This window comes from Halomonas sp. HP20-15, assembly GCF_033446685.1.
Taxonomy (GTDB): Bacteria; Pseudomonadota; Gammaproteobacteria; order Pseudomonadales; family Halomonadaceae; genus Modicisalibacter.
Map to the genome: position 1 here is coordinate 113,726 of NZ_JAWQLY010000011.1, position 24,208 is coordinate 137,933.

The window sequence follows — 24,208 nt, forward strand, 5'->3', positions numbered from 1 at the left end:
CCCTAACTGTCTCTAGTTAATGTCATTTTAATGGTCGCCCCACAGGGCTTTATGAGGCCTAGGCCACGCCGCCGGCAAACTGCGCCACGACGAAAGCCTCATCTTACGCTAAGTGCTGCACTGGCGCACGATTTTCAAGGTCTCGCCGAGCGGCGAAGGCGCGCACGAATCGATCCATTTCAGCGCCGGCCAGGAGCGCAACCAGGTCAACTGGCGCTTGGCCAGCTGACGTGTCGCGATCACCCCCCTATCGCGCAGCGTAGCCCGATCGTACTGACCGTCGAGATAGGCCCATGCCTGTCGATAGCCGACGCTCTTCAATGCCGGCAGCTCGGGGCTCAGGTCCCCCCGCTCACGCAGCGCGATCACCTCGTCGAGAAAGCCCTGCTCGAGCATGGCGTCGAAGCGTCGGGCGATGCGCTCATGCAGCACCGCCCTATCGGCGGGAGCGAGACCTATGGACAACGTCCGCCAGGGAAAGGTTTCCGCTTGCTGTTCACGCCACAGCGCACTCATCGGCCGACCGCTCAGACGCTGCACTTCCAGGGCACGCATCAGCCGCTGCGGATCGTTGGGATGGATGCGCGCCGCCGACTCGGGATCGACCCGCGCCAATTCCTCGTGCAGTGCGCCCAGGCCGCGCTCGGCCGCCCAGGCCTCGAACTCGGCGCGCAGCGCAGGGTCCGCGGCGGGCAGGCGGGCTACGCCGCCCAGCAGGCTACGATAGTAGAGCATGGTGCCGCCGACCAGCAGCGGGATCCTGCCCGCATCGCTGATCTCGCGCATCTCGCGGTGCGCGTCATCGCGGAACTCGGCGGCCGAATAGGGTTCGCTGGGATCGCGAATATCGATCAGACGGTGCGGCGCGCGGGCCAGCTCGGCGGCGGAGGGCTTGGCGGTGCCGATATCCAGGCCACGGTAGACCATCGCCGAGTCGACGCTGATCAGTTCCGCACCCAGGCGCTCACGCAGCGCCATCGCCAGGTCGGTCTTGCCCGAAGCCGTGGGCCCCATCAACAGGATGGCCAGCGGTCGCTTGTCGCACTTATCGCTCGCGCCGTTCATTGGCCGCGCAGAAACAGCTTGTCGAGCTCGGCCAGCGACATCTCGGTCCAGGTCGGCCGGCCGTGGTTGCACTGACCGCTACGCTCGGTGCGCTCCATGTCGCGCAGCAGGGCGTTCATCTCCGGCACCGTCAGGCGACGATTGGCACGCACGCTGCCATGACAGGACATGGTCGCCAGCAGCTCGTTGATATGCGCCTCGAGCCTGTCCGAGCGCCCGTAACGCTCGAGATCGCCGAGCATGTCGCGGATCAGCGGCTCGACGTCGGCCTGCGCCAGCAGCGTCGGCACCTGCCGCACCAGCAGCGTTTCCGGACCCGCGACGTCGAGTTCGACGCCCAGCCGGGTAAACGCCTCGCGGCAGGCCTCGGCGGTCTCCACGGCGTTGACGCTGACCGCCAGCGACACCGGCACCAGCAGCGGCTGAGCGTCGAGTGCCCCGGCGTGCACCTGGGTCTTCATGCGCTCGTAGACGATCCGCTCGTGGGCGGCATGCATGTCGACCATCACCAGCCCCCGCGCGGTCTGGGCAAGAATGTACACGCCGTGCAACTGGGCCACGGCATAACCCAGCGGTGGCGCCTGGGTCGGATCGTCGTCGGGCAGCGTGACCCGCTCGGGCGCTAGCCGACTGCGCTCGACGAAGGCGGTTTCCGCCGCCGTTCCGCCCGGGGCGGTCTCGCTCTGAGGCGTCAACAGGCTGGCCTCGTGCTCGGGATGCAGCGCCTGGTAGCCGGCCATGAACTCGCGCACCCGCGAAGCGCCGGGGCGACCTTCGCGCTCGCCGCCGGGGGCCGAATGCAGCGCCATGGGCTGCTGTTGCCAACGCGGCTCGACGGCGGTGTCGCTCGCCTCGGCGGGGTGGGCATCGCGCGCCTGTGCCGCCGGGCCGGCCGCCGGCGCAGCCGAGCCATCCTGCGGACGCACCTCGCCGAGCGCCCGGTGCAGGCTGGAAAACAGGAAGTCATGGACCAGCCGGCCGTCGCGAAAGCGCACTTCATGCTTGGTGGGATGCACATTGACGTCGACCACCATGGGGTCGACGTCCAGATACAGCACGAACACTGGATGGCGGCCGTGGAACAGCACGTCGCGATAGGCCTGGCGGATGGCATGGGCGACCAGCCGGTCGCGCACCACCCGGCCGTTGACGAAGAAGTACTGCTGGTCGGCCTGGGCCCGGGAGTGGGTCGGCAGCCCCACCCAGCCCCACAGGCGCATGCCGGTGGCCTCGAGGTCGATATGCAGCGCGTTGTCGAGGAACTTGGCGCCCAGCAGCGCGGCGATGCGCCGCTCGCTGGCCGCATTGTCGTCCGCCGGACGCAACTGGTGCACGGTCTTCTGGTTGTGGCGCAAGACCCAGCCGATATCGTAGCGCGACAGGGCCAGGCGCCGGAAGGCCTCCTCGGCATGGCCGAATTCGGTCTTCTCGGTGCGCAGGAACTTGCGCCGTGCCGGGGTATTGAAGAACAGATCGCGCACCGTTACCGAGGTGCCGCGCGGATGGGGGATCGGCGAAACCCGCGGTTCCATCTGACGGCCCTCGGCGACCACCCGCCAGCCACCGGCCGGATCGTCGGCGGTATTGGAGGCCAGCTCGAGTCGCGATACCGAGCTGATCGAGGCCAGCGCCTCGCCGCGAAAGCCCAGACTGGTCACGCCCTCGAGTTCCTCGAGCGAGACGATCTTGCTGGTGGCGTGGCGCGACAGCGCCAGCGGCAGATCGGCCTCGTCGATCCCGCTGCCGTCGTCGCGCACCTTGATCAGCCGCGTGCCACCGCTCTCCAGGTCGATCTCGATGCGCCGGCTGCCGGCGTCGATGGCATTCTCGACCAGTTCCTTGAGCACCGACGAGGGACGCTCGACCACCTCGCCGGCGGCGATCTGGTTGGCCAGCCGCGGATCGAGAATCTGGATGCGTCGTGTCGAATTCATCGTCATGCCGATCGCTCCACCGTTAGCCCCTGGGAATGCGCAACACCTGCCCCACGCGAATCGAGTCGCTATCAAGCTCGTTGGCCTCGCGCAGCGTGCTCAGCGACACCTGATGCCGGGAAGCGATCTCCGACAGGGTATCCCCCGGCTGAATGCGGTACTCGTTGGCCTGCCCGCCGCGTCCCTGGTCGCGCTGCCAGGCGATCAGGCTGCTCGGCGGCGGATTCTGGTGAAAGTGCGCATCGATGCCCTTGAAGATCGCCCGGGCAAGCTGGCCCTGATAGCTGGGGTCGCGCAAGCGGCGCTCCTCCTGAGGGTTCGAGATGAACCCCGTCTCGACCAGCAGCGACGGAATGTCGGGCGACTTGAGCACCACGAAACCGGCCTGCTCGACCCGCGACTTGTGCAGACTGTTGATCTTGTCGAGCTGGTCGAGCACCTGGCCACCCGCCGCCAGTGAGTCGTTGAGCGTGGCGGTCATGGTCAGGTCGAGCAGCACGCCGCGCAGCGTCTCGTCCTTGTCGGCCAGGTTCAGGCTACCGTCGACGCCGCCGATCAGATCCGAACGGTTCTCCGTGGCCGCCAGCCATTTGGCGGTCTCCGAGGTCGCGCCGCTCTGCGACAGCGCGAACACCGAACTGCCCGTCGGCCGTGGACTCTTGAAGGCATCGGCATGGATCGAGACGAAGAAGTCGGCCTTCTGATCGCGCGCCAGCAGGGTGCGCTGGCGCAGCCCCACATAGTAATCGCCATCACGGGTCAGCACCGCCTTGTAGCCGGGCGTGGCATCGATGAGCGACTTGAGCTTGCGCGCGATCGCCAGCACCACATTCTTTTCCTTGGTCCCGTGGGGACCGCTGGCACCGGGATCCTCGCCCCCATGACCGGCATCCACGGCGACGATGATGTCGCGCTTGGGATGCGGCTTGGCGGCCGTCACGGCCTCGACCGTTGCCGTGGGCTGACCGTTGGCACGCGCTTCGGCCTGGGCACGCTGGGCGGCGATCTCCTGCTCGCGGATCATCGACTCGATGGGGTCGATGGGATCCTCCACGGCACTCTCGCCGGGGTATTCCAGATCGACCACCAAACGATGGCCGTACTGGTCGTTAGGCTCGAGGGTGAAATGTCGCGGTACCACCTGACGCTTGAGATCGAGGACCACCCGCAGGTCGTCGCCGTTGCGGGTGCCGCTGCGAATCTGGCTGATCGCGCTGCCTTCGAGATCGATCGCCGCAATGTTGGTCTCGAGCTGGCTGTCCTCGAGATCGATTACCAGGCGTCGCGGATCGTCGAGCGAAAAGATGTTGGCCTGCGGCGCGCCGGACAGGTCGAAGACCAGCCGCACGTGATCGGGTGCCGCCCACAGCCGCACATTGTCGACGTCGTTGGCCAGCGCCGGTGTCGCGGCGCCAGCCATCGCGACAGCGCACAGCACGACGGCCAGCCCGCGACGAAGGCCCGCGAAACGAGCCCGGCACCCTTGCTGAATCCAGAAAGTCATGGTCTAGCGTGTATCCTTAGTCGACGGACGGGGCCGATAACCGGTCGATGACGGCCTCGCCATACGCAGTCTCCGCCTTGAGATGGGCCTGGCGACCCGTTCCCGAAACGCTCAGGGAAACCACCAGGTCGGGTATGGGCAGCCAGCCGGCGCCGCGGCTCGGCCACTCGATCAGATTGAGCGAATCATCGCCGAACAGATCGCGGGCGCCGATGAATTCGAGTTCCTCGGGATCGCCCAGCCGATAGAGATCGAAATGATTGACCTGCAGACCGGCCAGCCGATACGGCTCGACCAGCGTGTAGGTCGGACTCTTGACCGCGCCGCGGTGGCCATAGGCATGCAGGATGCCGCGCGCCAGGGTGGTCTTGCCGGCCCCCAGCTCGCCCTCCAGATGCACGACGCCGCGTCCGGCGAGCGCCCGTCCCAGGGAATCGCCGAACGCCACGTGGGCGGCTTCGTCGGGTAAGCAAATCATCATCGTCGCGTTGCCGGTCGGCCATTCGCCAAAATTCGCGCATAGCATGCCAGATCGCCCGCCAGCAGACCACGCTCGCCGTACACGCTAGCCGCTTCATCGGCGGCGCGGGCGTGCAGCAGCGTGCCCACCCGCGCCGCGGATTCCAACGCCAGTCCCTGGGCGACGAGCGCGCCGAGGATGCCGGAAAGCACATCGCCCATGCCGCCACTGGCCATCCCCGGATTGCCGTAGGGACACACGCCGACGCCCAGCGGACCGGCGATCAGGCTCCCCGCGCCCTTGAGGACATGCGTGCCGCCGCGTCGCGCCTGGAGCGCGCGACTCGCCGCCAGTCGATCGGCCTGAACCTCGCCGCCGCTGATGCCCAAGAGGCGCGCCGCCTCGCCGGGGTGCGGGGTCAGCAACCAGTCGTCGCGACGCAACTCGGGCCAGCACTCGACCAGCAGGTTGAGCCCATCGGCGTCGATCACCAACGGCTTGCCGCTGTCCAGCGCCGCCTGCATCAGCCCCTGCCCCCAGGCATCGCGTCCCAGCCCGGGACCGACCACGATCACATCCGCGGCCTCGATCATCGGCATTGCGTCGCTCACTCCACGCACCCTGCGGGCCATGACCTCGGGAGTGCGGATCAGGCTCGCGCCGACGTGCTCGGAAGCGGTCGCCAGGCTGACCTTGCCGGCGCCCAGCCGCGCCGCCGCCTGACTGGCGAGCAGCGCCGCGCCGCCCAACCCCGGCGCCCCGCCGATCACCAGCACGTGTCCGAAATCGCCCTTGTGACTGGCCAGCGCGCGCGGTGGCAACGCCGCCTCGACCAGCGCCTCGTCGAGCAACTCGGCGACCGGCACGATATCCGCATGCTCGGCGCTGTCGACGCCGAGCGGACAGAACGCCAGCTCGCCGACGTGATCCGCGGCCTGGCCGGTGTGCAGGCCGAACTTGTCGGCGATGAACGTTGTGGTCAGCGTAGCGCGCACGGCCACACCCAGCACCGCGCCGCTGTCGGCGGCCAGGCCCGAGGGGATATCCAGCGCCAGCACCGGCCGGCCGCTGGCGTTGATCGCCGCGATCGCCGCGGCGTAGGGCTCGCGCACCTCGCCACCCAGACCGGTGCCCAGCAGGGCGTCGACGACGAGCTCGCCGGCCAGCTCAATAGCGTCTGTCCACGCCTGCATCACGAGCCCGGCACTGCGCGCCATCTCGACGCCGCGCGCCGCCTCGCCCGTCAGCGCTTCGGGCTCGCGCAGTGCGACGAGCTGCACCTCGAGGCCGTCGCTGGCGGCCAGTGCGGCGAGCACATAGCCGTCGCCGGCATTGTTGCCCGCGCCGCACAGCACGCTGAGCCGGCGCGCATCGGGCCAACGCCCGCGCAGCGCGCAGTAGGCGGCCATCGCCGCCCTCTGCATCAGCGCGAAGCCGGATACGTCGCCGCGCTCCTGGCCATCGTCTTTGGCGGCGGCGATCTCGCGGCTATCGATTTCACGGACCTGGGCGGCCAGGTAGAGCGGATGACGGGGCGATGCGTCACCCGGACTAGGGGAATGGTTAGAATGGCTCGACATGCGCTCCCTCCGGTATGACCATGAAAGGGCGATAGTGTAGGCTGCGCCCTCCCAGCATTGGCTTGGCTTTGCTTGTGAACAACAGCCTACCTTGCGTGGTTTCTCTTCGCAGTGGCTCGTATGGCCGCCCGACCGACGTGAATCGATGACTTCTGGCGAACGCGCACAACCCGATTACCCCGAGCTGGCCGAGCGCATCAAGCAGTGGGGCCGTGAGCTGGGCTTTCAGCAGGTCGGCATCACCGATACCGACCTGGGCAACCATGAGCGCTATCTCCAGCGCTGGTTCGAGGCCGGCCACCACGGCGAGATGGACTACATGGCCAAGCACGGGACCCGGCGCACCCGACCCGCGGAGCTCATTCCCGGCACGCTGCGGGTGGTCAGCGTGCGCATGGACTACCTGCCGCCGGAGGTCGAGACCACCAAGGTGCTCGGCCAGCCGCGGCGCGCCTACGTGTCACGCTATGCGCTGGGCCGCGACTACCACAAGCTGATCCGCAAGCGCCTGGCGAGTCTCGCCAAGCGCATCGAGGACACGGTCGGCGATTACGGCTATCGCGCCTTCGTCGACTCCGCGCCGGTCATGGAGCGCGCCCTGGCCCAGAAGGCCGGGCTCGGCTGGTTCGGCAAGAACTCGATGCTGCTCAATCCCCAGGCCGGCTCGCTGTTCTTCCTCGGCGAACTCTATACCGACCTGCCGCTGCCGGTGGACGCGCCGTTCGAAAGCGAGCACTGCGGTTCCTGCACCGCCTGCCAGACCGCCTGCCCCACCGGGGCGATCGTCGACGACAAGGTGGTCGATGCGCGGCGCTGCATCTCCTACCTGACCATCGAGCTGCAAGGCAGCATTCCCGAGGTGTATCGCGAGGCGATGGGCAACCGGGTCTACGGTTGCGACGATTGCCAGCTGGTCTGCCCGTTCACGCGTTTCACCCGGGCCAGCGCCGAAGAGGACTTCGCCCCGCGCCACGATCTCGACCGTGCCGAGCTGCTGGCCCTGTTCGCCTGGAGCGAAGAGGAATTCCTCGCCAAGACCCAGGGCAGCGCGATCCGCCGCATCGGCTATGACCGCTGGCTGCGCAATATCGCCGTGGGGCTCGGCAACACCCCCTGGAGCCGAGCCGTCGAAGCGGCCCTGGAGGCGCGGCTCGCCTATCCCTCCGACCTGGTGCGCGAGCACGTGCGCTGGGCGCTTGAACGCCAGCGGGCCAGGCGCCAGGCACGCATCGCCAGCGACGCATAAGCCGTAAGCCGTAAGCCGTAAGCCGTAAGCCAGATACTCTGCAATGAGCCGTCCTGGCCAGGTTTTTCCTACCGCTTAAAGCTTACGGCCTATAGCTTTCATTGCTCCTCTTCGTCGCTGCGCGGCGGCTCGAGATTGAGAAAGGTGCGCCGGTAATGACGCAACTCGTCGACCGACTCGCGGATGTCGTCGAGCGCCTGGTGGGTGTTGCGCTTCTCGAAGCCCTTGAGTGCCGCCGGGTTCCAGCGCTTGGCGAGCTCCTTGAGGGTCGAGACGTCGAGATTGCGATAGTGGAAGAACGCCAGCAGCTCGGGCATCTCGCGCTCGAGAAAGCGCCGGTCCTGATGGACGCTGTTGCCGCACACCGGCGACGAGTTGGGAGTCACGTATTGCTTGAGAAACTCGAGCGTGCGGCGCTCGGCCTCGGCGGTGTCGACGCCGCTGGCCTTGACCCGCGCGGTCAGCCCCGACTCGCCATGGGTCTTGGTATTCCACTCGTCCATCGCCGCCAGCAGCTCGTTGGACTGCCTGACGGCGAGTACCGGTCCTTCGGCCACCGGGTTGAGTTCGCTGTCGGTGATCAGCGTCGCCACCTCGATGATCCGCTCCTTGTCGGGATCCAGGCCGGTCATCTCGAGATCGATCCATACCAGCAGATCGTTGCGGGGGGCGGCTTGCGCGGGCATCGAAGGCTCCTTTCTCGCGTGCTTCTTACGTGTTTGGCGTGCTTGGCCGGCGTGGCTCGACGGGTTGCATCCGTTCGAGTCCAGCAACGGGGTCGGACAGCCGCGGCCAGGCTGGTTACAATGAGGCCATTGTACGCCCAGCCGAGGTCGCATGAGCAAACGCAAGCTGTCGCGCCAGCAACGCTGGCGCATCGAGAAGATCCAGGCCGAACGCCAGGCGCGCGCAACTAAACATGACATCGATGATAGTGATGTGCTGGAGAGCGGCGAATATGGCCGGGAGAAACCCGGCCGGGTGATCGCCCACTTCGGTCGCAGCCTCGACGTCGGCAGCGCCGACGACGACGCGCTGCACCGCTGTCACCTGCGCGCCAACCTCGACAGCCTGGTCACCGGCGATCGCGTAGTATGGCGCGAGGCGAGCGACGGCAGTGGCGTGGTGGTCGCTCGCGACGCCCGCGACAACGTGCTCGAGCGCCCCGATGCGCGCGGCCAGCTCAAGCCGGTGGCCGCCAACATCGATCAGATCCTGATCGTCTTCGCCGTCGAGCCGGCGCCCTTCGCCAACCTCATCGACCGCTACCTGGTGGCCGCCGAGGCCACCGGCATCACGCCGGTGCTGGTGCTCAACAAGACCGACCTGCTGCCCGCCGACGGCGGCGAGCTCAGGTACCTGCTGGCACGCTACGAAGCGCTGGGCTACGCGGTGATCGAGGCCAGCACGCGCCGCGACGGCGGGCTGGACGCACTGCACGAACGGCTCACCGGGCGCACCTCGGTCTTCGTCGGCCAGAGCGGGGTCGGCAAGTCCTCGCTGATCGACGAACTGCTGCCGGATGCCGCACTGCGCATCGGCGCGCTGTCCGAGGACTCCCGCAAGGGCACGCACACCACCACGACCGCGCGGCTGTATCGCCTGCCCGCGGGCGGCGAGCTGATCGATTCGCCGGGGATCCGCGAATTCGGCCTGAGTCACCTGGACGAGCAGCAGATCACCGACGGCTTCATCGAGTTTCGCGACTACCTCGGCCGCTGCCGCTTCCGCGACTGTCGCCATCGCGAAGAGCCCGGCTGCGCGCTGCGCGATGCCGTCGAGCGAGAAGCGATCAGTGCCGAGCGCTTCGCCAGTTACCGGCGCATTCTCGACGGCCTGGCGCCCGGCTGAACCGTGCCGGCGGCGCACGCCGGTTCGCCCGCGAGGCGCTGGCTGTGCCATTATCGCAGCAACCCCCACCGGACATGCCCTGCTCGCAGGAGGAGTCACGATGAGTTCCGAAGCGAATCTGCTACCGCTGATCGTCGAGCCCGAGCAACTCGCCGAGCACCTCGAATCGCCCCAGCTGCTGATCGTCGACGTGCCGCTCAAGGCCGACAGCTACAGCGAGGGCCACGTGCCCGGTGCGGTCTTTCTCGACCATAACCGGTTGCTGGCCGGCAGCGGCGAGGTGCCCAACGAAGTGCCCGACGAGGCGGCGCTGTCTCAGCTGTTCTCGTCGCTGGGGCTGACCCGCGATACCCACGTGGTGGCCTACGACGACGAGGGCGGCGGCTGGGCCGGACGCCTGCTATGGACGCTGGAGCTGATCGGCCACACCCGCTACTCCTATCTCAACGGCGGCATCCATGCCTGGCGATCCGCCGGCCTGAACCAATCCCGCGAGCCGCGCCAGCCGCAACCCAGCAACTACCAGGCGGAGATTCTCAATCCCGCTGTCATGATCGATCGCGAAGAGCTTCTCGAACGCCTCGCCGACTCACAACTGGCGGTGTGGGACGCCCGCTCGCCGGAGGAGTACCGCGGCGAGAAGGGCCAGAACAAGCATCTCGGCCATATCCCGCGAGCCGTCAACATGGAATGGACCGAGGCCATGGATCGCCAGCGCGATTGGCGTATCCGCGACTACGCCGAACTGATCACCGAGCTCGATGCGCTGGGACTGACGCCGGACATGGAAATCGTCACACACTGCCAGACCCACCATCGCAGCGGCTTTACCTGGCTGGTCGGCAAGGCGCTGGGCTTTACCCACATGCGCGCCTATGCCGGTTCGTGGAAGGAGTGGGGCAACCGCGATGACACGCCGGTCGAACGCTAACGCTAGCTACGGGCTGAAACAGCAGTAGCAAGCTCGAAGCTCGAAGCTCGAAGCTCGAAGCTCGAAGCTCGAAGCTCGAAGCTCGAAGCTCGAAGCTCGAAGCTCGAAGCCAAAGTATTGCGACGCCCCGCCACTGCGACTAAGGTGGCGGGCTCTCTTCGTTGCCGTGGGTACCGAGCCGTGGATCGCGCCGAACTGTTTTCTTTCATCCAGTATCCCCTGCCCCATCACCTGATTTCCCGCATGGTGGGCCAGCTTGCCGCGTGCCGCTCGCCGTGGCTCAAGGATTTGCTGATCGAGCGTTTCATTCGCACCTTCGACGTCGACATGAGCCAGGCCCTGGAGCCCGATCCGCGCGCCTATCCCAGCTTCAACGACTTCTTTACCCGCGCGCTCAAGCCCGATGCCCGGCCGATCGGCGCAGGCCTGGTTTCGCCGGCCGATGGCGTGCTTTCGCAGTCCGGGCGCATCGAGCACGGCACGCTGATCCAGGCCAAGGGCCAGACCTACTCGCTGACCGCGCTGCTCGGCGGCGATGCCGACGCCGCCGCACCGTTTCGTCAGGGCAGCTTCGCCACCATCTATCTCTCACCGCGCGACTACCATCGCGTGCACATGCCGCTCGACGGCACCCTGCGCTCGATGACCTACGTACCGGGCCGGCTATTCTCGGTCAACCTGGCCACGGCGGCCCACGTGCCCGAGCTGTTCGCGCGCAACGAACGGCTGGTGTGCCATTTCGACACGCCCCACGGGCCGATGGCGGTGGTGCTGGTGGGAGCGATGGTGGTCGCGGCGATCGAGACGGTCTGGTCGGGTCAGGTCACCCCGCTGTCCGGAAACGTCGAGACCACCCGCTTCGACACGCCGGTCCGGCTCGCCAAGGGCGAGGAGATGGGCCGCTTCAAGCTCGGCTCGACGGTGATCGTATGCAGCGCCTCGCCGATCGCCTTCCGTCAGGACCTGAGCGCCGACGCCACCGCCTCGCCGATCGCCTTTCGTCAGGACCTGACCGACGCCACCACCATGGTGAGCATGGGCGAGAGCCTCGGCACCGCTCCGGGAGTGGTACCGGACAATGACGACGAGGCGATTCCCGGCACTCACCTGTGAGCGTGTGAGGCGTAGCACCGTCCGACCTTCAACAGCGCGGACTGGCGAAGGCCATCACCTCCTCGACACGCCCCTTGCCCAGCGCCAGCTGAATCAGCCGGTCGATGCCCAGTGCGACGCCGCTGCCCGCCGGCATGCCGGCCTCGAGCGCGGCGAGCAAACGCTCGTCGACGTCCACCAGCGGTTTGCCCAGTTCGCGCCGCTGCGCATTGTCGGCGGCGAAGCGCCGCGCCTGCTCGGCGGCATCGGTGAGCTCGTCATAGCCGTTGGCCAGTTCGAGCCCGTCCACATAGAGCTCGAAGCGCGCCGCGACGAGTTCGCCTTCACTGTCGCGATGATGGCGTGCCAGTGCCGCCTGGCTGGCCGGATAGTCGATGACCACGTCGATCCCCTCGCGGCCCAGCGTCGGCTCGATCACCAGGCCCATCAGCAGGTCCAGGCAGCCGTCGCGGTCGGCGTCATCCATGTCCAGCCCGCCGCGCTCGCCGGCCAGTTGGCGTAGCGAGGCCAGCGGCGTGGTGAACGGGTCGACCTGCAACTGCTCGCGAAACAGTTCGCGGTAGGGCCGCAGCCGCTCGCCGCCGGCCGCCGCGGGCAGCACCTCACGCACCAGCGCCACGCTCTCGTCGATCAGCTCGGCCAATGAAAATCCCGGGCGATACCACTCGAGCATGGTGAATTCGAGGTTGTGCCGCGGGCCCACTTCGCCGTCGCGAAAGCAGCGCGCCAGTTGAAAGATCGGCCCGCTGCCCGCCGCCAGCAGGCGCTTCATGGCGAACTCCGGCGAAGTCTGCAGCCACAGCCGCTCACGCCCGGCGCCGGTGGTCGCGGTCAGCGACAGCGCATCGAGATGCACATCCGTGCTGCCGCCGTGGCCGAGCACCGGCGTTTCCATCTCCAGCACGTCACGCGCGGCGAAGAACGCCCGCACGCGCGCCAGTAGCCGCGCCCGCTCGCGCAACGTTTCGATACTCGCCGTGGGTTGCCAGTCATCCATCGACACAGTCTCCAGAACGGCAAAGGCCACGCCCAAGCGTGGCCAAATCCAACAACAGTCGCTGTTCGGAGCTGCGAGCCGCGAAAACCAGAATCAGCCAATGCTGGAAGTTCGCAAGCTCGTAGCCAAGGAACTCAAGCGCGCGAGACGTACTCGCCGGAGCGCGTATCCACCTTCAACACTTCGCCCTCGTTGATGAACAGCGGCACCCTGACCACCGCGCCCGAGGAGAGCGTCGCCGGCTTGGAGCCGCCCTGGGCGGTGTCGCCCTTGACGCCCGGGTCGGTCTCGGTGACCGCCAGCTCGATGAAGTTGGGCGGCGTCACGCTGATCGGGTTGTCGTTCCACAGCGTCAGGGTGTAAGCAACCTGCTCCTTGAGCCACTTCTCGGTGTCGCCCAGGGCACGCTTGTCGACCGCGTACTGTTCGAACGAACCGTCGGTCTTCATGAAGTGCCACATCTCGCCGTCGTTGTAGAGATACTCCATGTCCAGGTCGAGCACGTCGGCGGCTTCCAGCGATTCGCCGGACTTGAAGGTGCGCTCCCACACACGCCCGGTGATCAGGTTGCGCAGCTTGACCCGGCTGAATGCCTGGCCCTTGCCCGGCTTGACCAATTCGTTCTCGACGATCGAGCAGGGATCGCCGTCCAGCATCACCTTCAGACCGCCCTTGAATTCGTTGGTAGAATAGCTCGCCATGATTCCTCGCTGATGGTCTCGGCGTGGTCCGGGCTGTGGCCCCCACGCGCATGTACGAAACGGCGAAGTGCCCGCGGGCCTTCGCTTCCTTGAATGGTGGCAAATGATAACCCGAAGCCCGAAGCTTTTGCAGCGCGCAAACCGACCCGCCGACGCCCTGGTCGCCGTCGAACGCAGTTGGCAGGCCCAGTTGCGCGACGTGATCCGCGACCCGCACGAGCTGCTCGCCCGGCTGGAGCTGGACGAAGGCTGGCTGCCCGGCGCCAAGGCCGGCCATGAACTGTTCGAGGTGCGCGTGCCCGAGGCCTACCTGGCGCGCATGCGTCCCGGCGATCCGCACGACCCGCTACTACGCCAGGTGCTGCCGCTCGACGCCGAGCGCGACACCGTCACCGGCTTCGTCAGCGACCCGTTGGCAGAGGCCGAACATACCCCGCGACGCGGCCTGATCCACAAGTACGCCCGGCGCGTGCTGCTGATCGCCAGCCCCAGTTGCGCGATCAACTGCCGCTACTGCTTTCGCCGGCATTTTCCTTATGCCGAGAATTCACCGTCCCGCGAGCAGTGGCAAGAGACGCTCGACTATCTGCGCGACGATTCGACGATCAACGAGGCAATCCTCTCCGGCGGCGATCCGCTGGTCTCCAGCGACAAGCGCCTGGCCTGGTTATGCGAGCGGCTCGCCGAGATTCCCCACCTGACCCGGCTGCGCATCCACACGCGATTGCCGGTGGTGATTCCCGAGCGGGTCGACGAGGCACTGCTCGGCTGGCTCGGCGCGACACGACTGCAGACGGTGATGGTGCTGCACATCAATCATCCCCGCGAGATAGACGCCGCGGTCGTCGCCGCCTGCGCCCGGCTCAAGGCCGCCGGGGTGACGCTACTCAACCAGAGCGTATTGCTGCGCGGGGTGAACGACGACGCAATCACGCTGGCCGAACTTTCCGAGGCGCTGTTCGCGGCCGGCGTGCTGCCCTACTACCTGCACGTACTCGACCCGGTAGCCGGCGCGGCGCACTTCGACGTGCCCGACGACGAGGCACTCACGCTGCACGCCGCGCTGCGCGAGCGCGTCGCCGGCTTCCTGTTGCCGCGGCTGGTGCGCGAAGTGCCCGGCGAGACCAGCAAGACCCCGTTGTAGTTTCTCGTGGAGCGGGGTCGATGCCCGAGGGCACGCCGGAAGTCGGACTAGCCGGTGGTCACCGCCGGCGTGGCCAGAATCGTCAGCAAGCGTTGCGCCTGCTCGGCGGCCTCATGCCCCAGCCCGGTCAGGTAGCCGCCATCGGGATGGGTCACCAGACCCCGTTCGAACAGCCGCTGCGCCGCGGCCACGCGCTGGGCATCCGCCGTGGAGTGCACTTTGATGCCCTCCTGGGTGGTATCGAGGTTGTAGAGGCAAAGCAGGTTGAGCTCTTCGAACATCTCGGGAGTAAAGGCCATGGGCACCTCGGTCGTCGTTGTTGTCGTTGAAGCCGGCGTCATCGAACCACCTGCTCACTGTAGGCCAGGATGGTATGCCATGAGCGAGTGCCTGACGAAAGGATAAGAACGCGTTTCACAACCGAGCGCTGCAGCCGGGGCAGGTTTTCGCAAGGGCGCCGTAAACCCATCCTTGGGCGCTACTTTCGCCATCCATGGCGAAAGACCCTTGCTTCAACCTCCCCGTCATCCACGCTATCAGTGTTTTGAAATGTGCTCCAAGCCATCTATTCATTCATCGTCCGGCTCCTCGCCGAGCTCGCCGTGCCGCCACAGCGTCACCAGCGAGCGCGGCGCCCGGGTCTCGTCGATGACCAGCCTCCAACGCGGCGCGCTCGCGGCCTCGCCGTCGCCGCACTCGTCGATCGTCAGCTGGAAAAAGCGCCGGTCGGCGCCGGTCGCCTCGTCCTCGATCGCATCGCGCAACGCCGCGGCAAGCAGGCTCTCCAGCCAGCGCCGCTGGCCCGGCGTGCACTTGTCGCCCTCAATGCAGCGCGGTTCCGCCAGGCCTGGAAAATGCGCCAGGCCACCCTCGCGACGGATCATCAGGCGGCTGCGCGGCCCCAGCGCCGGCCGCGACGGGTCGTGCGCATCGCTCATATCGGCACTCATGCCCTCACCCCGACGGCCTGCCAGGCCTCGCGGATCGCCTGCTGCTCGCGGCTCTGGCGACCATAGCGTCGATCGGCGTTGTCGATGCTCAGGGCGGCAAAGCCGGCGAAATCGATATCCGGGCTCAGCCGGGAGTCGCGCAGCGTCGCGTACCAGACTCGCCCCGCCACTTCCCAGGCGTAACCGCCCAGCGCCTGGGCGGCGAGGTAGAAGGCGCGGTTGGGGATGCCCGAGTTGATGTGCACACCGCCGTTGTCGGCCTGAGTGACGACGAACCGGTCCATGTGCGCGGGCTGGGGATCGCGCCCCAGCACCGGATCGTCGAAGGCGCTGCCCGGCTCGGCCATCGAACGCAGCGCTCGTCCCTGGACCGCCTCGGTAAGCAGCTCGGCGCCGATCAGCCAGTCTGCCTGTCCGGCGCGCTGGCCGAGATGGTGCTGCTTGACCAGGCTGCCGAAGACGTCGGACAGCGATTCGTTGAGCGCCCCGGACTGGCCGGCGTAGACCAGCCCGCTCTCGCGCTCTGTGACGCCATGAGCGAGTTCATGGGCGACCACGTCGACGGCGACGGTGAAACGCCGGAAGAGCTCGCCGTCGCCATCGCCGAAGACCATTTGAGCGCCGTTCCAGAAGGCGTTGTCGTAGTCCTGGCCGAAGTGCACCGTACCGATCAGCGGCATGCCCTTGGCGTCGATGGAGTGACGCTCGAAGACCTCCCAGAAGAAGCGATAGGTCGCCCCCAGCCAGCGATAGGCCTCATCGGCCGCCGGATCGTCGACGCCCGGCTGACCCTCCTCGCGCACCAGGCGTCCCGGCAATGTCTCGCTATGCTCGGCGGAATAGATGTAGCGAGCCGGCCGGCCCGGCGCCGAGGCCTCGGGCAGCGGCGGGGCTGGCTGGGGACCGCGTACGGCGCGAAAGCTCCGATCGTGGGTCAGCGTCGCTTCGGCGAAACGACGCTGACGCGGGCTACCATGCTCACGCAGTCGTTCGAGAATGTAGGGGGGCGTGAAGCCCCGGTGTGCAATCGTGTCATCGGGTCGAGCCATGCATTACCTCCTGGGACCTGCGGCGAAAAGCGTGCCTGTCCCCAGTGTGGCTCAAGGTGGCGCGGCTATCCCAGCTTCCGTCAGTCCCGCCCGCCTGGACCGGCTCATCCAGTGCGTGCCAGGCCCGGCATGCACTCGCTTGCGGCTCGCGGTGGCTATACCGGGCTCAGCACCTCGGTGGCCGGATCGAGGCCCGCCTCGATGCTGCCGAGCTGGGCGAGCTCGCGCCCCTGGGCCCACTGATCGATGCGCTTGTTGGGGCTGTACTGGTTGCGCACCACATGCACCAAAGCCGGCTGACGCTGCGCGTCGAGGCGATGAATCCAGGTCACCGCACCGCTCGAATAGCGCACCAGGCTACCGATCGGATGAATGCCGAAGTGGCGTACGTAGCGCTGGACCCACTGCACGTCGTAGGCCTGTCCTTGGCCCAGCAGATGGCGATAGATCGCCGCCGTCGACCAGGCCGCACGGTCGGCGCGCGGGCGTCCCATGGCATCGACGGCGTCGACCACCGCCGCCATTCGGCTGAGCTCGGGCAATGCTTCACCACGTTTGCCTTCGGGGTAGCCGCTGCCGTCGAGCCGCTCGTTGAGCGCCAGGGCGACGCTGGCGAAGACCCCCGGGTCCAGCCAGCGGCAATCATTGGCGCGCGCGGCGAGCCAGCCGACATGCTGGTGGAGTTGAGCACGCTGCTCGTCGTCGAGCTCACGGCTTTCCAGCAGGCTGTCGGGCAACAGTGCCTTGCCCAGATCGTGGATCATCGCCGCGGCGAGGATCGCCTTGCGCAACTCGCGCGGCGCACTGCGCGTGTCGAGCAGATCGGCCAGGCGAATCGCCACCGCCAGGCCGTGCTGGACCACCGCCGGCTCGCGAATCAGGCAGACGCTGGCGAACAGCAGTGCCTCTCTGTCCTCTTCGAGCAGGCCGAGCAGTAGATCGGCGTTGCGCGACAGCAGCGCGCTGTCGATCGGCTTGCCCTGCTTGAGCAGCAGCATCTGACCGTTGAGAAAATCGGCGACCTTGGCGAGGCGGCGTGCCATGGGCGTGGCGTAGCGTGGCTTGGCGACCTTGCTGACTGGGGCTTCGGGCACCTTGTCCGAAGCCTTGAACAACGCCGAGGGCGACAGTGACTTGCCCTCGATCCCGGTCCTTGCGCGCTCGCGCTCGATCTCCTTGACCAGAAACCAGACCTGGCGCTCGAGGCGCGGTGTGGCCTCGTTGAAGGCGAAGCCGACCATCGCCTGCTGCCATCGATCGTCGGCCTGGACGTGGCGCACCTCGCCGGGAGTCGTGAAACGCTGGCCGCTCGGAAAGATCGCCTCGAGACGCTTGAGCGGCTCGCCCTGGGTGAGATCGACCGCCTCGCCCAGCGGCAGGCGAATCAGGCAACCGCCCAGCGACAGATTGATCAGCTCGCCATGCACGGTCTTGCCCTTGCTGGCCAGATCCATCTCGATGGCCACCGCCATGCCCGGGCCGATCTCGGCGCGAAAGGCGTTGCGACGATGCCAGACATCGAGCCGCTCGGGATAGCCACAGGCGAAGCGCACACGCCCTGCCACGCCGTCGAGCGGCGTGGCGGTCAGCGGGGGCGTGGCGACCATCGCCCCCTGGGCCTGGCCGGTCAGCCGGAAGGCCCGCTCGGCGCGCAACCCGCCGACGGCCTCCGGCGCCGCGGTCACGTCGAGGATCAACCGCGACTGCGGCTCGACGTCGACCAACAGCACCGAAATCGGCTCGGCGCCGCTGTCTTCATCCTCGAAGACCAGCGAGACGTCGCCGGGCTGGCTGAGCCCTTCCAGCAGCGCCGCGATCTCGCGTTCATGCTCAACGACGTTGTTCGGCGTCTCGGTTATCGACTCCATGCTTGTTCCCGGATCAATCAGCGCCGGCCGCCGTTCGATGCAAGCGCAGCCGCTGCGGTTATCGTTATGGTTTCTGCGTTAGTTCTCGAGTTCCCCTGGGCCGGCCTCGAGATCGGCCTGACGATAGCCGATCAGGTAGAGCACCGCGTCGAGCCCCAATGTAGATATCGACTGACGCGCCTGACTCTTGACCAGCGGCTTGGCGCGAAAGGCGATGCCCAGGCCCGCGGTCGCCAGCATCTTGAGGTCGTTGGCGCCGTCGCCGACGGCGATGGTCTGCTCCAGTGCCAGTCCCTCGCGCTCGGCGATCTCGCGCAACAGAGCCGCCTTGCGCTCGGCATCGACGATCGGCTCGCGTACCTCGCCGGTGACCTTGCCGTCCTCGATCAGCAGTTCGTTGGCATAGATCTCGTCAAAGCCCAGGCGCGCCTGCAGGTGGCGGGCGAAGTAGGTGAACCCGCCGGATAGAATCGCCGTACGATAGCCCAGCCGCTTGAGCTGCGTCATCAACCGTTCGAGGCCGTCCATCAACGGCAGCTGCTCGGCGATCTCGGCGAGCACCGATTCGTCGAGCCCCTTGAGCTTAGCCATGCGCTCGCGAAAGCTCTGCTGGAAATCCAGCTCGCCGCGCATCGCCCGCTCGGTAATCGCGGCCACCTCTTCAAAGACGCCGTGGCGGCGCGCCAGCTCGTCGATCACCTCGGCCTTGATCAGCGTCGAGTCCATGTCGAAGCAGATCAACCGACGGTGGCGACGCCAGATCGAATCCTCCTGCAGGGCGATATCCACGCCATGCATGGCGCCGAGCTTCAATGCCTTCTCGCGCAGCGCCGGCAGGTCGACCTCTTCGCCGCGCAGCCAGCATTCGATGCACGCGCCGTGTGCCGGCGCCTCGCCATCCAACGGTTCACGCCCGGACAGGCGGTGGATCAGCTCCACGGTCAGGCCGTGCTCGGCGGTCAGCGCGCCTACCTCGGCGAGAATGCCCGCCGGCAGGCGCGGCGCGAGCAGCGTCAGGATCAGCCGTGGCCGGCTGGCCTGGACGCTCCAGCGATGGTAGTCCTCGGCGCTGACCTGGTGGGCCTGGATATCGAGCCCCAGGCTCTCTCCGGCTGCGGCCAGCGTCGCCTCGAGTTCGCTGTCACGGTCGAGGCCGACCAGCGCCTCCAGCGAGACCATGCCGAAGGTCACGCTCTGGTTGATGTCGAGCAGGCGTGCGCCGCAGCGGGCCATCGCCCGGCCCAGCCCGGCCAGTTGGCCGGGGCGCGCGCTGCCGGTCGCCCGGATCAGAATACGTTGCGTCATTGCCACCTCAATTCATGAATAGCCGCGAGCAACGCGCCACGGGCTGCGAGCTAAAATCCGAAGCCCGAAGCCCGAAGCCCGAAGCCCGAAGCCCGAAGCCCGAAGCCCGAAGCCCGAAGCCCGAAGCCCGAAGCTCAAGAGTCTACCTCGAGACGATCGACTTTCTGGAAACCGCGCGGCAACTTGCTGCCGCGGCGTCCCCGCTCGCCCGCGTAGTAGTCGAGATCGTTCGCCTTGAGGGTCAGCTTGCGCTTGCCGGCGTGGATCACCAGCGCCGCGCCGGCCGGCATCACCACCAGGTCGCGCACGAACTCCTCGCGTCTCGCCGCCCGCGCGCCGGGAATGTCGAGCATCTTGTTGCCTTTGCCCTTGGCCATCTCGGGGAGCTGATCGATGGCGAAGACCAACAAGCGGCCCTCATTGGAGACCAGCGCGACGCGCGCCTCGGTGTCGCGCGGCACGGCCTGGGGCGGCAGCACGTTGCAGCCCTTGGGCACGCTGAGTACCGACTTGCCGGACTTGTTCTTGCCGACCAGTTCGTCGAGCCGCACCACGAAACCGTAGCCACCATCCGAGGCCAGCAGGTAGCGGCTCTCGGGCGGCGCCAGCATAAGCCCGACCATGTGCGCACCGGCGGCCGGATTGACCCGCCCGGTGATCGGCTCGCCCTGGCTACGTGCACTGGGCAGGTTGTGCGCCGCCAGGGTATAACTGCGGCCGCTGTCGTCGAGCAGCACCAGCGGCTGGTTGGTCTTGCCGCGCGCCGCCAGATGAAAGCGATCGCCGGACTTGAAGCCCAGCCCGGTGGGGTCGATCTCGTGGCCCTTGGCGGAGCGGATCCAGCCCTTCTCGGAGAGCACGACGGTAATCGGGTCGGCCCCCATTAGCTCGACTTCGGACAGCGCCCTGGACTCGCCGCGCTCGACGATCGGCGAACGCCGGGGGTCGCCGAAGCTCTCGCCGGCCTCGCGCAGTTCGCGCTCGATCAGGTCGGTCAGCGCGGCGTCGTTGCCCAGCAGTTCCTTGAGGCGCTTGCGCTCGGCGAGCAGCTCGTCCTGCTCGCCGCGGATCTTGAACTCCTCGAGCTTGGCCAGGTGGCGCAGGCGTAGCTCGAGGATCGCTTCGGCCTGGCGCTCGGAGAGTCCGAAGGCGTCGATCAGCGCCGGCTTGGGCTCGTCCTCCTCGCGGATGATACGGATCACCTCGTCGATGTTGAGATACGCGGCGAGCAGGCCTTCGAGAATGTGCAGGCGATCCTCGACCTTGCCCAGGCGGTAGTCGAGCCGCCGGCGCACCGTGGCGCGACGGTACTTCAGCCATTCGCCGAGGATCTCGTGCAGCGCCAGCACCCGTGGGCGGCCATCGAGCCCGATCATGTTGAGATTGACGCGCACGCCCTTCTCGAGATCGGTGGTGGCGAACAGGTGCGCCATCAGCGCTTCGATGTCGACGCGGTTGGAGCGCGGCTCGATCACCAGTCGGGTGGGGTTTTCATGTGTCGACTCGTCGCGCAGGTCGGCAACCATCGGCAGCTTCTTGGCCTGCATCTGCGCGGCGATCTGCTCGAGCACCTTGGAGCCGCTGACCTGGTAGGGCAGCGCGGTGACCACGATGCTGCCGTCCTCCAGAGTATAGCGGCTACGCAGCTTGACCGAGCCGCGGCCGCTCTCGTAGAGCTTGGCGAGATCGGCCCGCGAGGAGATGATCTCGGCCTCGGTAGGGAAGTCCGGCGCCGGCACGTACTCGACCAGGTCGCCGACCGTGGCCTCGGGATGGCGCAGCAGGTGGCAGGTCGCGTCGACGATTTCGCGCACGTTGTGCGGCGGAATGTCGGTGGCCATGCCCACCGCGATGCCGGTGGCGCCGTTGAGCAGCACGTGCGGCAACCGCGCCGGCAGTACCGCCGGCTCGTTCATGGTGCCATCGAAGTTGGGCATCCAGTCGACGGTGCCCTGGCCGAGCTCGGAGAGCAGCGCCTCGGAGAACTTCGACAGCCGCGCCTCGGTGTAGCGCATCGCCGCGAACGACTTGGGGTCGTCCGGGCTACCCCAGTTGCCCTGGCCGTCGACCAGCGGGTAACGGTAGCTGAACGACTGCGCCATCAGCACCATGGCTTCGTAGCAGGCGCTGTCGCCGTGGGGGTGGAACTTGCCCAGCACGTCGCCGACGGTACGCGCCGACTTCTTGTACTTGGCGTTGGCGGTCAGCGACAGCTCGCGCATGGCGTAGATGATGCGTCGCTGGACCGGCTTCATGCCGTCGCCGATGTGCGGCAAGGCACGATCGAGAATCACGTACATCGAATAGTCGAGGTACGCCTTCTCGGTATATTCGCGGAGCGACAGGCGTTCGACGTCGCCCTCCGCAACCTGGATATCCATGGTCATAAGGTTTTGACCTTGTTCACGATTGTTGAATCGTCGAGGGCAGCGCCCTCGTTAAACCTTCTAGCCGCCGCGAGCTACGGGCCGCGAGCTACGAGCAACCCGAGTAGGCTGGCAGACTTCATTTTCGAATCCGCAACTTGTTAACGGCGACTATCGCCAGTTCGCAATCCCTTCTTTGACTCGAAGCTCTAAGCTCGTAGCTCGTAGCTCGTAGCTTGTAGCTCAGACTTCGATATCGGCGAGATTGCCGTAATCCTCGAGCCACCCCTTGCGGTCGCTGGCGCGCTTCTTGGCCAGCAGCATGTCGAGCATCTCGCTGGTGCCGTCACCCTCGACGCGGGTCAGTTGCACCAGCCGGCGGGTGTCCACCGCCATGGTGGTCTCGCGCAACTGCAGCGGGCTCATCTCGCCCAGCCCCTTGAAGCGCTGAACGTTGACGGTGCCGCGCTTGCCCTCGAGGCGCTTGAGGATCGCCGCCTTCTCGCTCTCGTCGAGGGCATAGAACACCTCCTTGCCCAGGTCGATGCGGTACAGCGGCGGCATGGCGACGTGGACGTGGCCGGCATCGACCAGCGCCGGGAAATGCCGTACGAACAGCGCGCACAGCAGCGTGGCGATGTGCAGGCCGTCGGAGTCGGCGTCGGCGAGGATGCAGATCTTGTGATAGCGCAGCTTGGTCAGGTCGGCACTGGCCGGGTCGGCGCCAATCGCCACGGCGATGTCGTGGACCTCCTGGGAGCCGTAGATGTCGTGGGACTCGACTTCCCAGGTATTGAGGATCTTGCCGCGCAGCGGCAGGATCGCCTGGGTCTCGCGGTCGCGCGCCTGCTTGGCGCTACCGCCGGCGCTGTCGCCCTCGACCAGGAACAGCTCGCTGGCCACCGGGTCCTGCCCCGAACAGTCGGCCAGCTTGCCGGGCAGCGCCGGCCCCGACGTGACCTTCTTGCGCGCCACCTTCTTGGAACTTTTCTGACGACGCTGGGCGGCGCTGATCACCAGCTCGGCGAGCGCCTCGGCCTGGTCGACATGATGGTTGAGCCACAGCGAGAAGGCGTCCTTGACCACCCCCGAGACGAAGGCGGCGACGGTGCGCGAGGAGAGCCGCTCCTTGGTCTGGCCGGCGAACTGCGGGTCCAGCATCTTCACCGAAAGCACGAACGAGACCCGCTCCCACAGGTCGTCGGCGGTCAGCTTGACGCCACGCGGCAATAGGCTGCGGTAGTCGCAGAACTCGCGCAGCGCCTCGAGCAGGCCCGAGCGAAAACCGTTGACGTGGGTGCCACCTAGCGGCGTGGGTATCAGGTTGACGTAGGATTCCATCAGCGGCTCGCCGCCTTCGGGCAGCCACTGGATCGCCCAGTCGACGCCCTGCTCGTCGTCGGCGAAGTGGCCGACGAATGGCGACGCCGGCAACACCTCGTAGCCGTCGGTGGCCTGGGCCAGGTAGTCGCGCAGGCCATCCTCGTACTGCCAGGTGCTCTCGGTGCCGTCGACCTCGGTGAGGATCACCTTGAGCCCCGGACACAGCACCGCCTTGGCACGCAACAGATGCTTGAGCCGCGGCAGTGACAGTCGCGGCGAATCGAAGTACTCGAGCTCCGGCCAGAAGCGCACCACGGTACCGGTGGCGCGCTTGGGGCACGTCCCGATCACCGACAGCTCCTCGACCTTCTCACCCTTGGCGAAGGCGATTCCATGGCGCTCGCCGTCGCGGCAGACCTCCACCTCCAGACGGGTGGACAGCGCGTTGACCACCGACACGCCGACCCCGTGCAGCCCGCCCGAAAAGCGATAGCTCGATTGCGAGAACTTGCCGCCGGCATGCAGCTTGGTGAGGATCAGCTCGACCCCGGAAAGCCCATGCTCGGGATGCATATCGATGGGCATGCCGCGGCCGTCGTCGGTCACCTCGATGCCGCCATCCTCGTAGAGCCGCACGCGGATTTCCCGGGCATGACCGGCCAGCGCCTCGTCGACGCTGTTGTCGACGACTTCCTGGACCAGATGGTTGGGGCGCGTGGTGTCGGTATACATGCCGGGGCGCTTGCGCACCGGCTCGAGACCGGAAAGGACTTCAATGGAAGTGGCACTGTATTGCGTCATGCATTGTCCATCAGGCTGTC

Annotated in this window: 20 protein-coding genes; 5 read left to right on the top strand and 15 right to left on the bottom strand. The window is 67.1% G+C overall.

Going from position 1 to position 24,208, the window contains the following annotated elements; translation table 11 throughout:
• Nucleotides 1–108: 108 nt before the first annotated feature.
• The 5 genes from miaA to R6258_RS14895 are packed head-to-tail and all read right to left on the bottom strand — an operon-like array spanning nucleotide 109 to nucleotide 6,543.
• Complete coding sequence (gene miaA / locus R6258_RS14875) at nucleotides 109–1,065, bottom strand: tRNA (adenosine(37)-N6)-dimethylallyltransferase MiaA (RefSeq protein WP_318452131.1); 957 nt, start codon at nucleotides 1,063–1,065, stop codon at nucleotides 109–111.
• Nucleotides 1,062–2,999 carry a DNA mismatch repair endonuclease MutL gene (gene mutL, locus R6258_RS14880; RefSeq protein ID WP_318452269.1) on the bottom strand — a complete coding sequence of 646 codons (1,938 nt, stop codon included), beginning with the start codon at nucleotides 2,997–2,999 and terminating at the stop codon, nucleotides 1,062–1,064. The genes miaA and mutL overlap by 4 nt, the downstream gene beginning before the upstream one ends.
• Before the next feature lie 22 nt (nucleotides 3,000–3,021).
• Complete coding sequence (locus R6258_RS14885; protein ID WP_412176385.1) at nucleotides 3,022–4,503, bottom strand: N-acetylmuramoyl-L-alanine amidase; 1,482 nt, start codon at nucleotides 4,501–4,503, stop codon at nucleotides 3,022–3,024.
• Between the two features lie 16 nt (nucleotides 4,504–4,519).
• Nucleotides 4,520–4,984 carry a tRNA (adenosine(37)-N6)-threonylcarbamoyltransferase complex ATPase subunit type 1 TsaE gene (gene tsaE / locus R6258_RS14890; protein ID WP_318452142.1) on the bottom strand — a complete coding sequence of 155 codons (465 nt, stop codon included), beginning with the start codon at nucleotides 4,982–4,984 and terminating at the stop codon, nucleotides 4,520–4,522.
• Nucleotides 4,981–6,543 (bottom strand): NAD(P)H-hydrate dehydratase, encoded by a 1,563-nt coding sequence (locus R6258_RS14895; RefSeq protein WP_318452145.1) that lies wholly within the window; start codon nucleotides 6,541–6,543, stop codon nucleotides 4,981–4,983. The genes tsaE and R6258_RS14895 overlap by 4 nt, the downstream gene beginning before the upstream one ends.
• 145 nt (nucleotides 6,544–6,688) lie before the next feature.
• Between R6258_RS14895 and queG the strand changes: the two genes are divergently transcribed.
• A complete protein-coding gene (queG, locus tag R6258_RS14900) occupies nucleotides 6,689–7,789 on the top strand; it encodes a tRNA epoxyqueuosine(34) reductase QueG (protein WP_318452147.1) in 1,101 nt (366 codons plus the stop codon).
• A gap of 98 nt (nucleotides 7,790–7,887) precedes the next feature.
• Here queG and orn read toward each other — a convergent pair whose 3' ends face one another.
• Nucleotides 7,888–8,475: an oligoribonuclease gene (gene orn, locus R6258_RS14905; protein ID WP_318452150.1), complete on the bottom strand. Its 588-nt coding sequence runs from the start codon at nucleotides 8,473–8,475 to the stop codon at nucleotides 7,888–7,890.
• Nucleotides 8,476–8,626: 151 nt separating this feature from the next.
• On the opposite strand from orn, the gene rsgA reads away from it, so the two are divergent.
• From rsgA to asd, 3 genes are all read left to right on the top strand, one after another.
• Nucleotides 8,627–9,640, top strand: a complete 1,014-nt coding sequence (gene rsgA / locus R6258_RS14910; protein WP_318452156.1) for a small ribosomal subunit biogenesis GTPase RsgA — start codon at nucleotides 8,627–8,629, stop codon at nucleotides 9,638–9,640.
• A 100-nt stretch (nucleotides 9,641–9,740) separates the two neighbouring features.
• The gene (locus R6258_RS14915) at nucleotides 9,741–10,571 is read left to right on the top strand and encodes a sulfurtransferase (protein ID WP_318452161.1); all 831 of its coding nucleotides are present in this window, start codon (nucleotides 9,741–9,743) and stop codon (nucleotides 10,569–10,571) included.
• Between the two features lie 180 nt (nucleotides 10,572–10,751).
• Nucleotides 10,752–11,684 carry an archaetidylserine decarboxylase gene (asd, locus tag R6258_RS14920; RefSeq protein WP_318452172.1) on the top strand — a complete coding sequence of 311 codons (933 nt, stop codon included), beginning with the start codon at nucleotides 10,752–10,754 and terminating at the stop codon, nucleotides 11,682–11,684.
• A gap of 28 nt (nucleotides 11,685–11,712) precedes the next feature.
• Here asd and epmA read toward each other — a convergent pair whose 3' ends face one another.
• Both epmA and efp read right to left on the bottom strand, forming a co-directional pair.
• Nucleotides 11,713–12,681, bottom strand: a complete 969-nt coding sequence (gene epmA / locus R6258_RS14925) for an EF-P lysine aminoacylase EpmA (RefSeq protein ID WP_318452179.1) — start codon at nucleotides 12,679–12,681, stop codon at nucleotides 11,713–11,715.
• Between the two features lie 134 nt (nucleotides 12,682–12,815).
• Entirely contained in the window at nucleotides 12,816–13,382 is a 567-nt protein-coding gene (gene efp, locus R6258_RS14930; RefSeq protein WP_318452181.1) for an elongation factor P, read from the bottom strand.
• 103 nt (nucleotides 13,383–13,485) lie between these two features.
• Here efp and epmB point away from each other — a divergent pair, with 103 nt between their 5' ends.
• Nucleotides 13,486–14,526 (top strand): EF-P beta-lysylation protein EpmB, encoded by a 1,041-nt coding sequence (epmB, locus tag R6258_RS14935; RefSeq protein WP_318452186.1) that lies wholly within the window; start codon nucleotides 13,486–13,488, stop codon nucleotides 14,524–14,526.
• A gap of 47 nt (nucleotides 14,527–14,573) precedes the next feature.
• Here the strand turns inward: epmB and R6258_RS14940 are convergent, their stop codons facing one another.
• From R6258_RS14940 to parE, 7 genes are all read right to left on the bottom strand, one after another.
• Nucleotides 14,574–14,825: a TIGR02647 family protein gene (locus R6258_RS14940; RefSeq protein ID WP_318452188.1), complete on the bottom strand. Its 252-nt coding sequence runs from the start codon at nucleotides 14,823–14,825 to the stop codon at nucleotides 14,574–14,576.
• A 270-nt stretch (nucleotides 14,826–15,095) separates the two neighbouring features.
• Entirely contained in the window at nucleotides 15,096–15,464 is a 369-nt protein-coding gene (locus R6258_RS14945; RefSeq protein WP_318452190.1) for a protealysin inhibitor emfourin, read from the bottom strand.
• 8 nt (nucleotides 15,465–15,472) lie between these two features.
• Nucleotides 15,473–16,525, bottom strand: a complete 1,053-nt coding sequence (locus R6258_RS14950; protein WP_318452196.1) for a M4 family metallopeptidase — start codon at nucleotides 16,523–16,525, stop codon at nucleotides 15,473–15,475.
• A 155-nt stretch (nucleotides 16,526–16,680) separates the two neighbouring features.
• The gene (locus R6258_RS14955) at nucleotides 16,681–18,393 is read right to left on the bottom strand and encodes an HD domain-containing phosphohydrolase (RefSeq protein WP_318452205.1); all 1,713 of its coding nucleotides are present in this window, start codon (nucleotides 18,391–18,393) and stop codon (nucleotides 16,681–16,683) included.
• A 78-nt stretch (nucleotides 18,394–18,471) separates the two neighbouring features.
• The gene (gene serB, locus R6258_RS14960; RefSeq protein ID WP_318452212.1) at nucleotides 18,472–19,698 is read right to left on the bottom strand and encodes a phosphoserine phosphatase SerB; all 1,227 of its coding nucleotides are present in this window, start codon (nucleotides 19,696–19,698) and stop codon (nucleotides 18,472–18,474) included.
• A 134-nt stretch (nucleotides 19,699–19,832) separates the two neighbouring features.
• On the bottom strand, nucleotides 19,833–22,085 hold the full coding sequence (gene parC / locus R6258_RS14965) for a DNA topoisomerase IV subunit A (protein WP_318452217.1): 2,253 nt from the start codon (nucleotides 22,083–22,085) through the stop codon (nucleotides 19,833–19,835).
• 222 nt (nucleotides 22,086–22,307) lie between these two features.
• Nucleotides 22,308–24,188 (bottom strand): DNA topoisomerase IV subunit B, encoded by a 1,881-nt coding sequence (gene parE / locus R6258_RS14970; protein ID WP_318452222.1) that lies wholly within the window; start codon nucleotides 24,186–24,188, stop codon nucleotides 22,308–22,310.
• Nucleotides 24,189–24,208 lie beyond the last annotated feature (20 nt).

Excerpts from the sequence above, each read along its gene's own strand:
- miaA (WP_318452131.1), bottom strand. The coding sequence starts at position 1,065 with ATGAACGGCGCGAGCGATAAGTGCGACAAGCGACCGCTGGCCATCCTG.
- mutL (WP_318452269.1), bottom strand. The coding sequence starts at position 2,999 with ATGAATTCGACACGACGCATCCAGATTCTCGATCCGCGGCTGGCCAAC.
- R6258_RS14885 (WP_412176385.1), bottom strand. The coding sequence starts at position 4,503 with ATGACTTTCTGGATTCAGCAAGGGTGCCGGGCTCGTTTCGCGGGCCTT.
- tsaE (WP_318452142.1), bottom strand. The coding sequence starts at position 4,984 with ATGATGATTTGCTTACCCGACGAAGCCGCCCACGTGGCGTTCGGCGAT.
- R6258_RS14895 (WP_318452145.1), bottom strand. The coding sequence starts at position 6,543 with ATGTCGAGCCATTCTAACCATTCCCCTAGTCCGGGTGACGCATCGCCC.
- queG (WP_318452147.1), top strand. The coding sequence starts at position 6,689 with ATGACTTCTGGCGAACGCGCACAACCCGATTACCCCGAGCTGGCCGAG.
- orn (WP_318452150.1), bottom strand. The coding sequence starts at position 8,475 with ATGCCCGCGCAAGCCGCCCCCCGCAACGATCTGCTGGTATGGATCGAT.
- rsgA (WP_318452156.1), top strand. The coding sequence starts at position 8,627 with ATGAGCAAACGCAAGCTGTCGCGCCAGCAACGCTGGCGCATCGAGAAG.
- R6258_RS14915 (WP_318452161.1), top strand. The coding sequence starts at position 9,741 with ATGAGTTCCGAAGCGAATCTGCTACCGCTGATCGTCGAGCCCGAGCAA.
- epmA (WP_318452179.1), bottom strand. The coding sequence starts at position 12,681 with ATGGATGACTGGCAACCCACGGCGAGTATCGAAACGTTGCGCGAGCGG.
- efp (WP_318452181.1), bottom strand. The coding sequence starts at position 13,382 with ATGGCGAGCTATTCTACCAACGAATTCAAGGGCGGTCTGAAGGTGATG.
- epmB (WP_318452186.1), top strand. The coding sequence starts at position 13,486 with ATGATAACCCGAAGCCCGAAGCTTTTGCAGCGCGCAAACCGACCCGCC.
- R6258_RS14940 (WP_318452188.1), bottom strand. The coding sequence starts at position 14,825 with ATGGCCTTTACTCCCGAGATGTTCGAAGAGCTCAACCTGCTTTGCCTC.
- R6258_RS14945 (WP_318452190.1), bottom strand. The coding sequence starts at position 15,464 with ATGAGCGATGCGCACGACCCGTCGCGGCCGGCGCTGGGGCCGCGCAGC.
- R6258_RS14950 (WP_318452196.1), bottom strand. The coding sequence starts at position 16,525 with ATGGCTCGACCCGATGACACGATTGCACACCGGGGCTTCACGCCCCCC.
- R6258_RS14955 (WP_318452205.1), bottom strand. The coding sequence starts at position 18,393 with ATGGAGTCGATAACCGAGACGCCGAACAACGTCGTTGAGCATGAACGC.
- serB (WP_318452212.1), bottom strand. The coding sequence starts at position 19,698 with ATGACGCAACGTATTCTGATCCGGGCGACCGGCAGCGCGCGCCCCGGC.
- parC (WP_318452217.1), bottom strand. The coding sequence starts at position 22,085 with ATGACCATGGATATCCAGGTTGCGGAGGGCGACGTCGAACGCCTGTCG.
- parE (WP_318452222.1), bottom strand. The coding sequence starts at position 24,188 with ATGACGCAATACAGTGCCACTTCCATTGAAGTCCTTTCCGGTCTCGAG.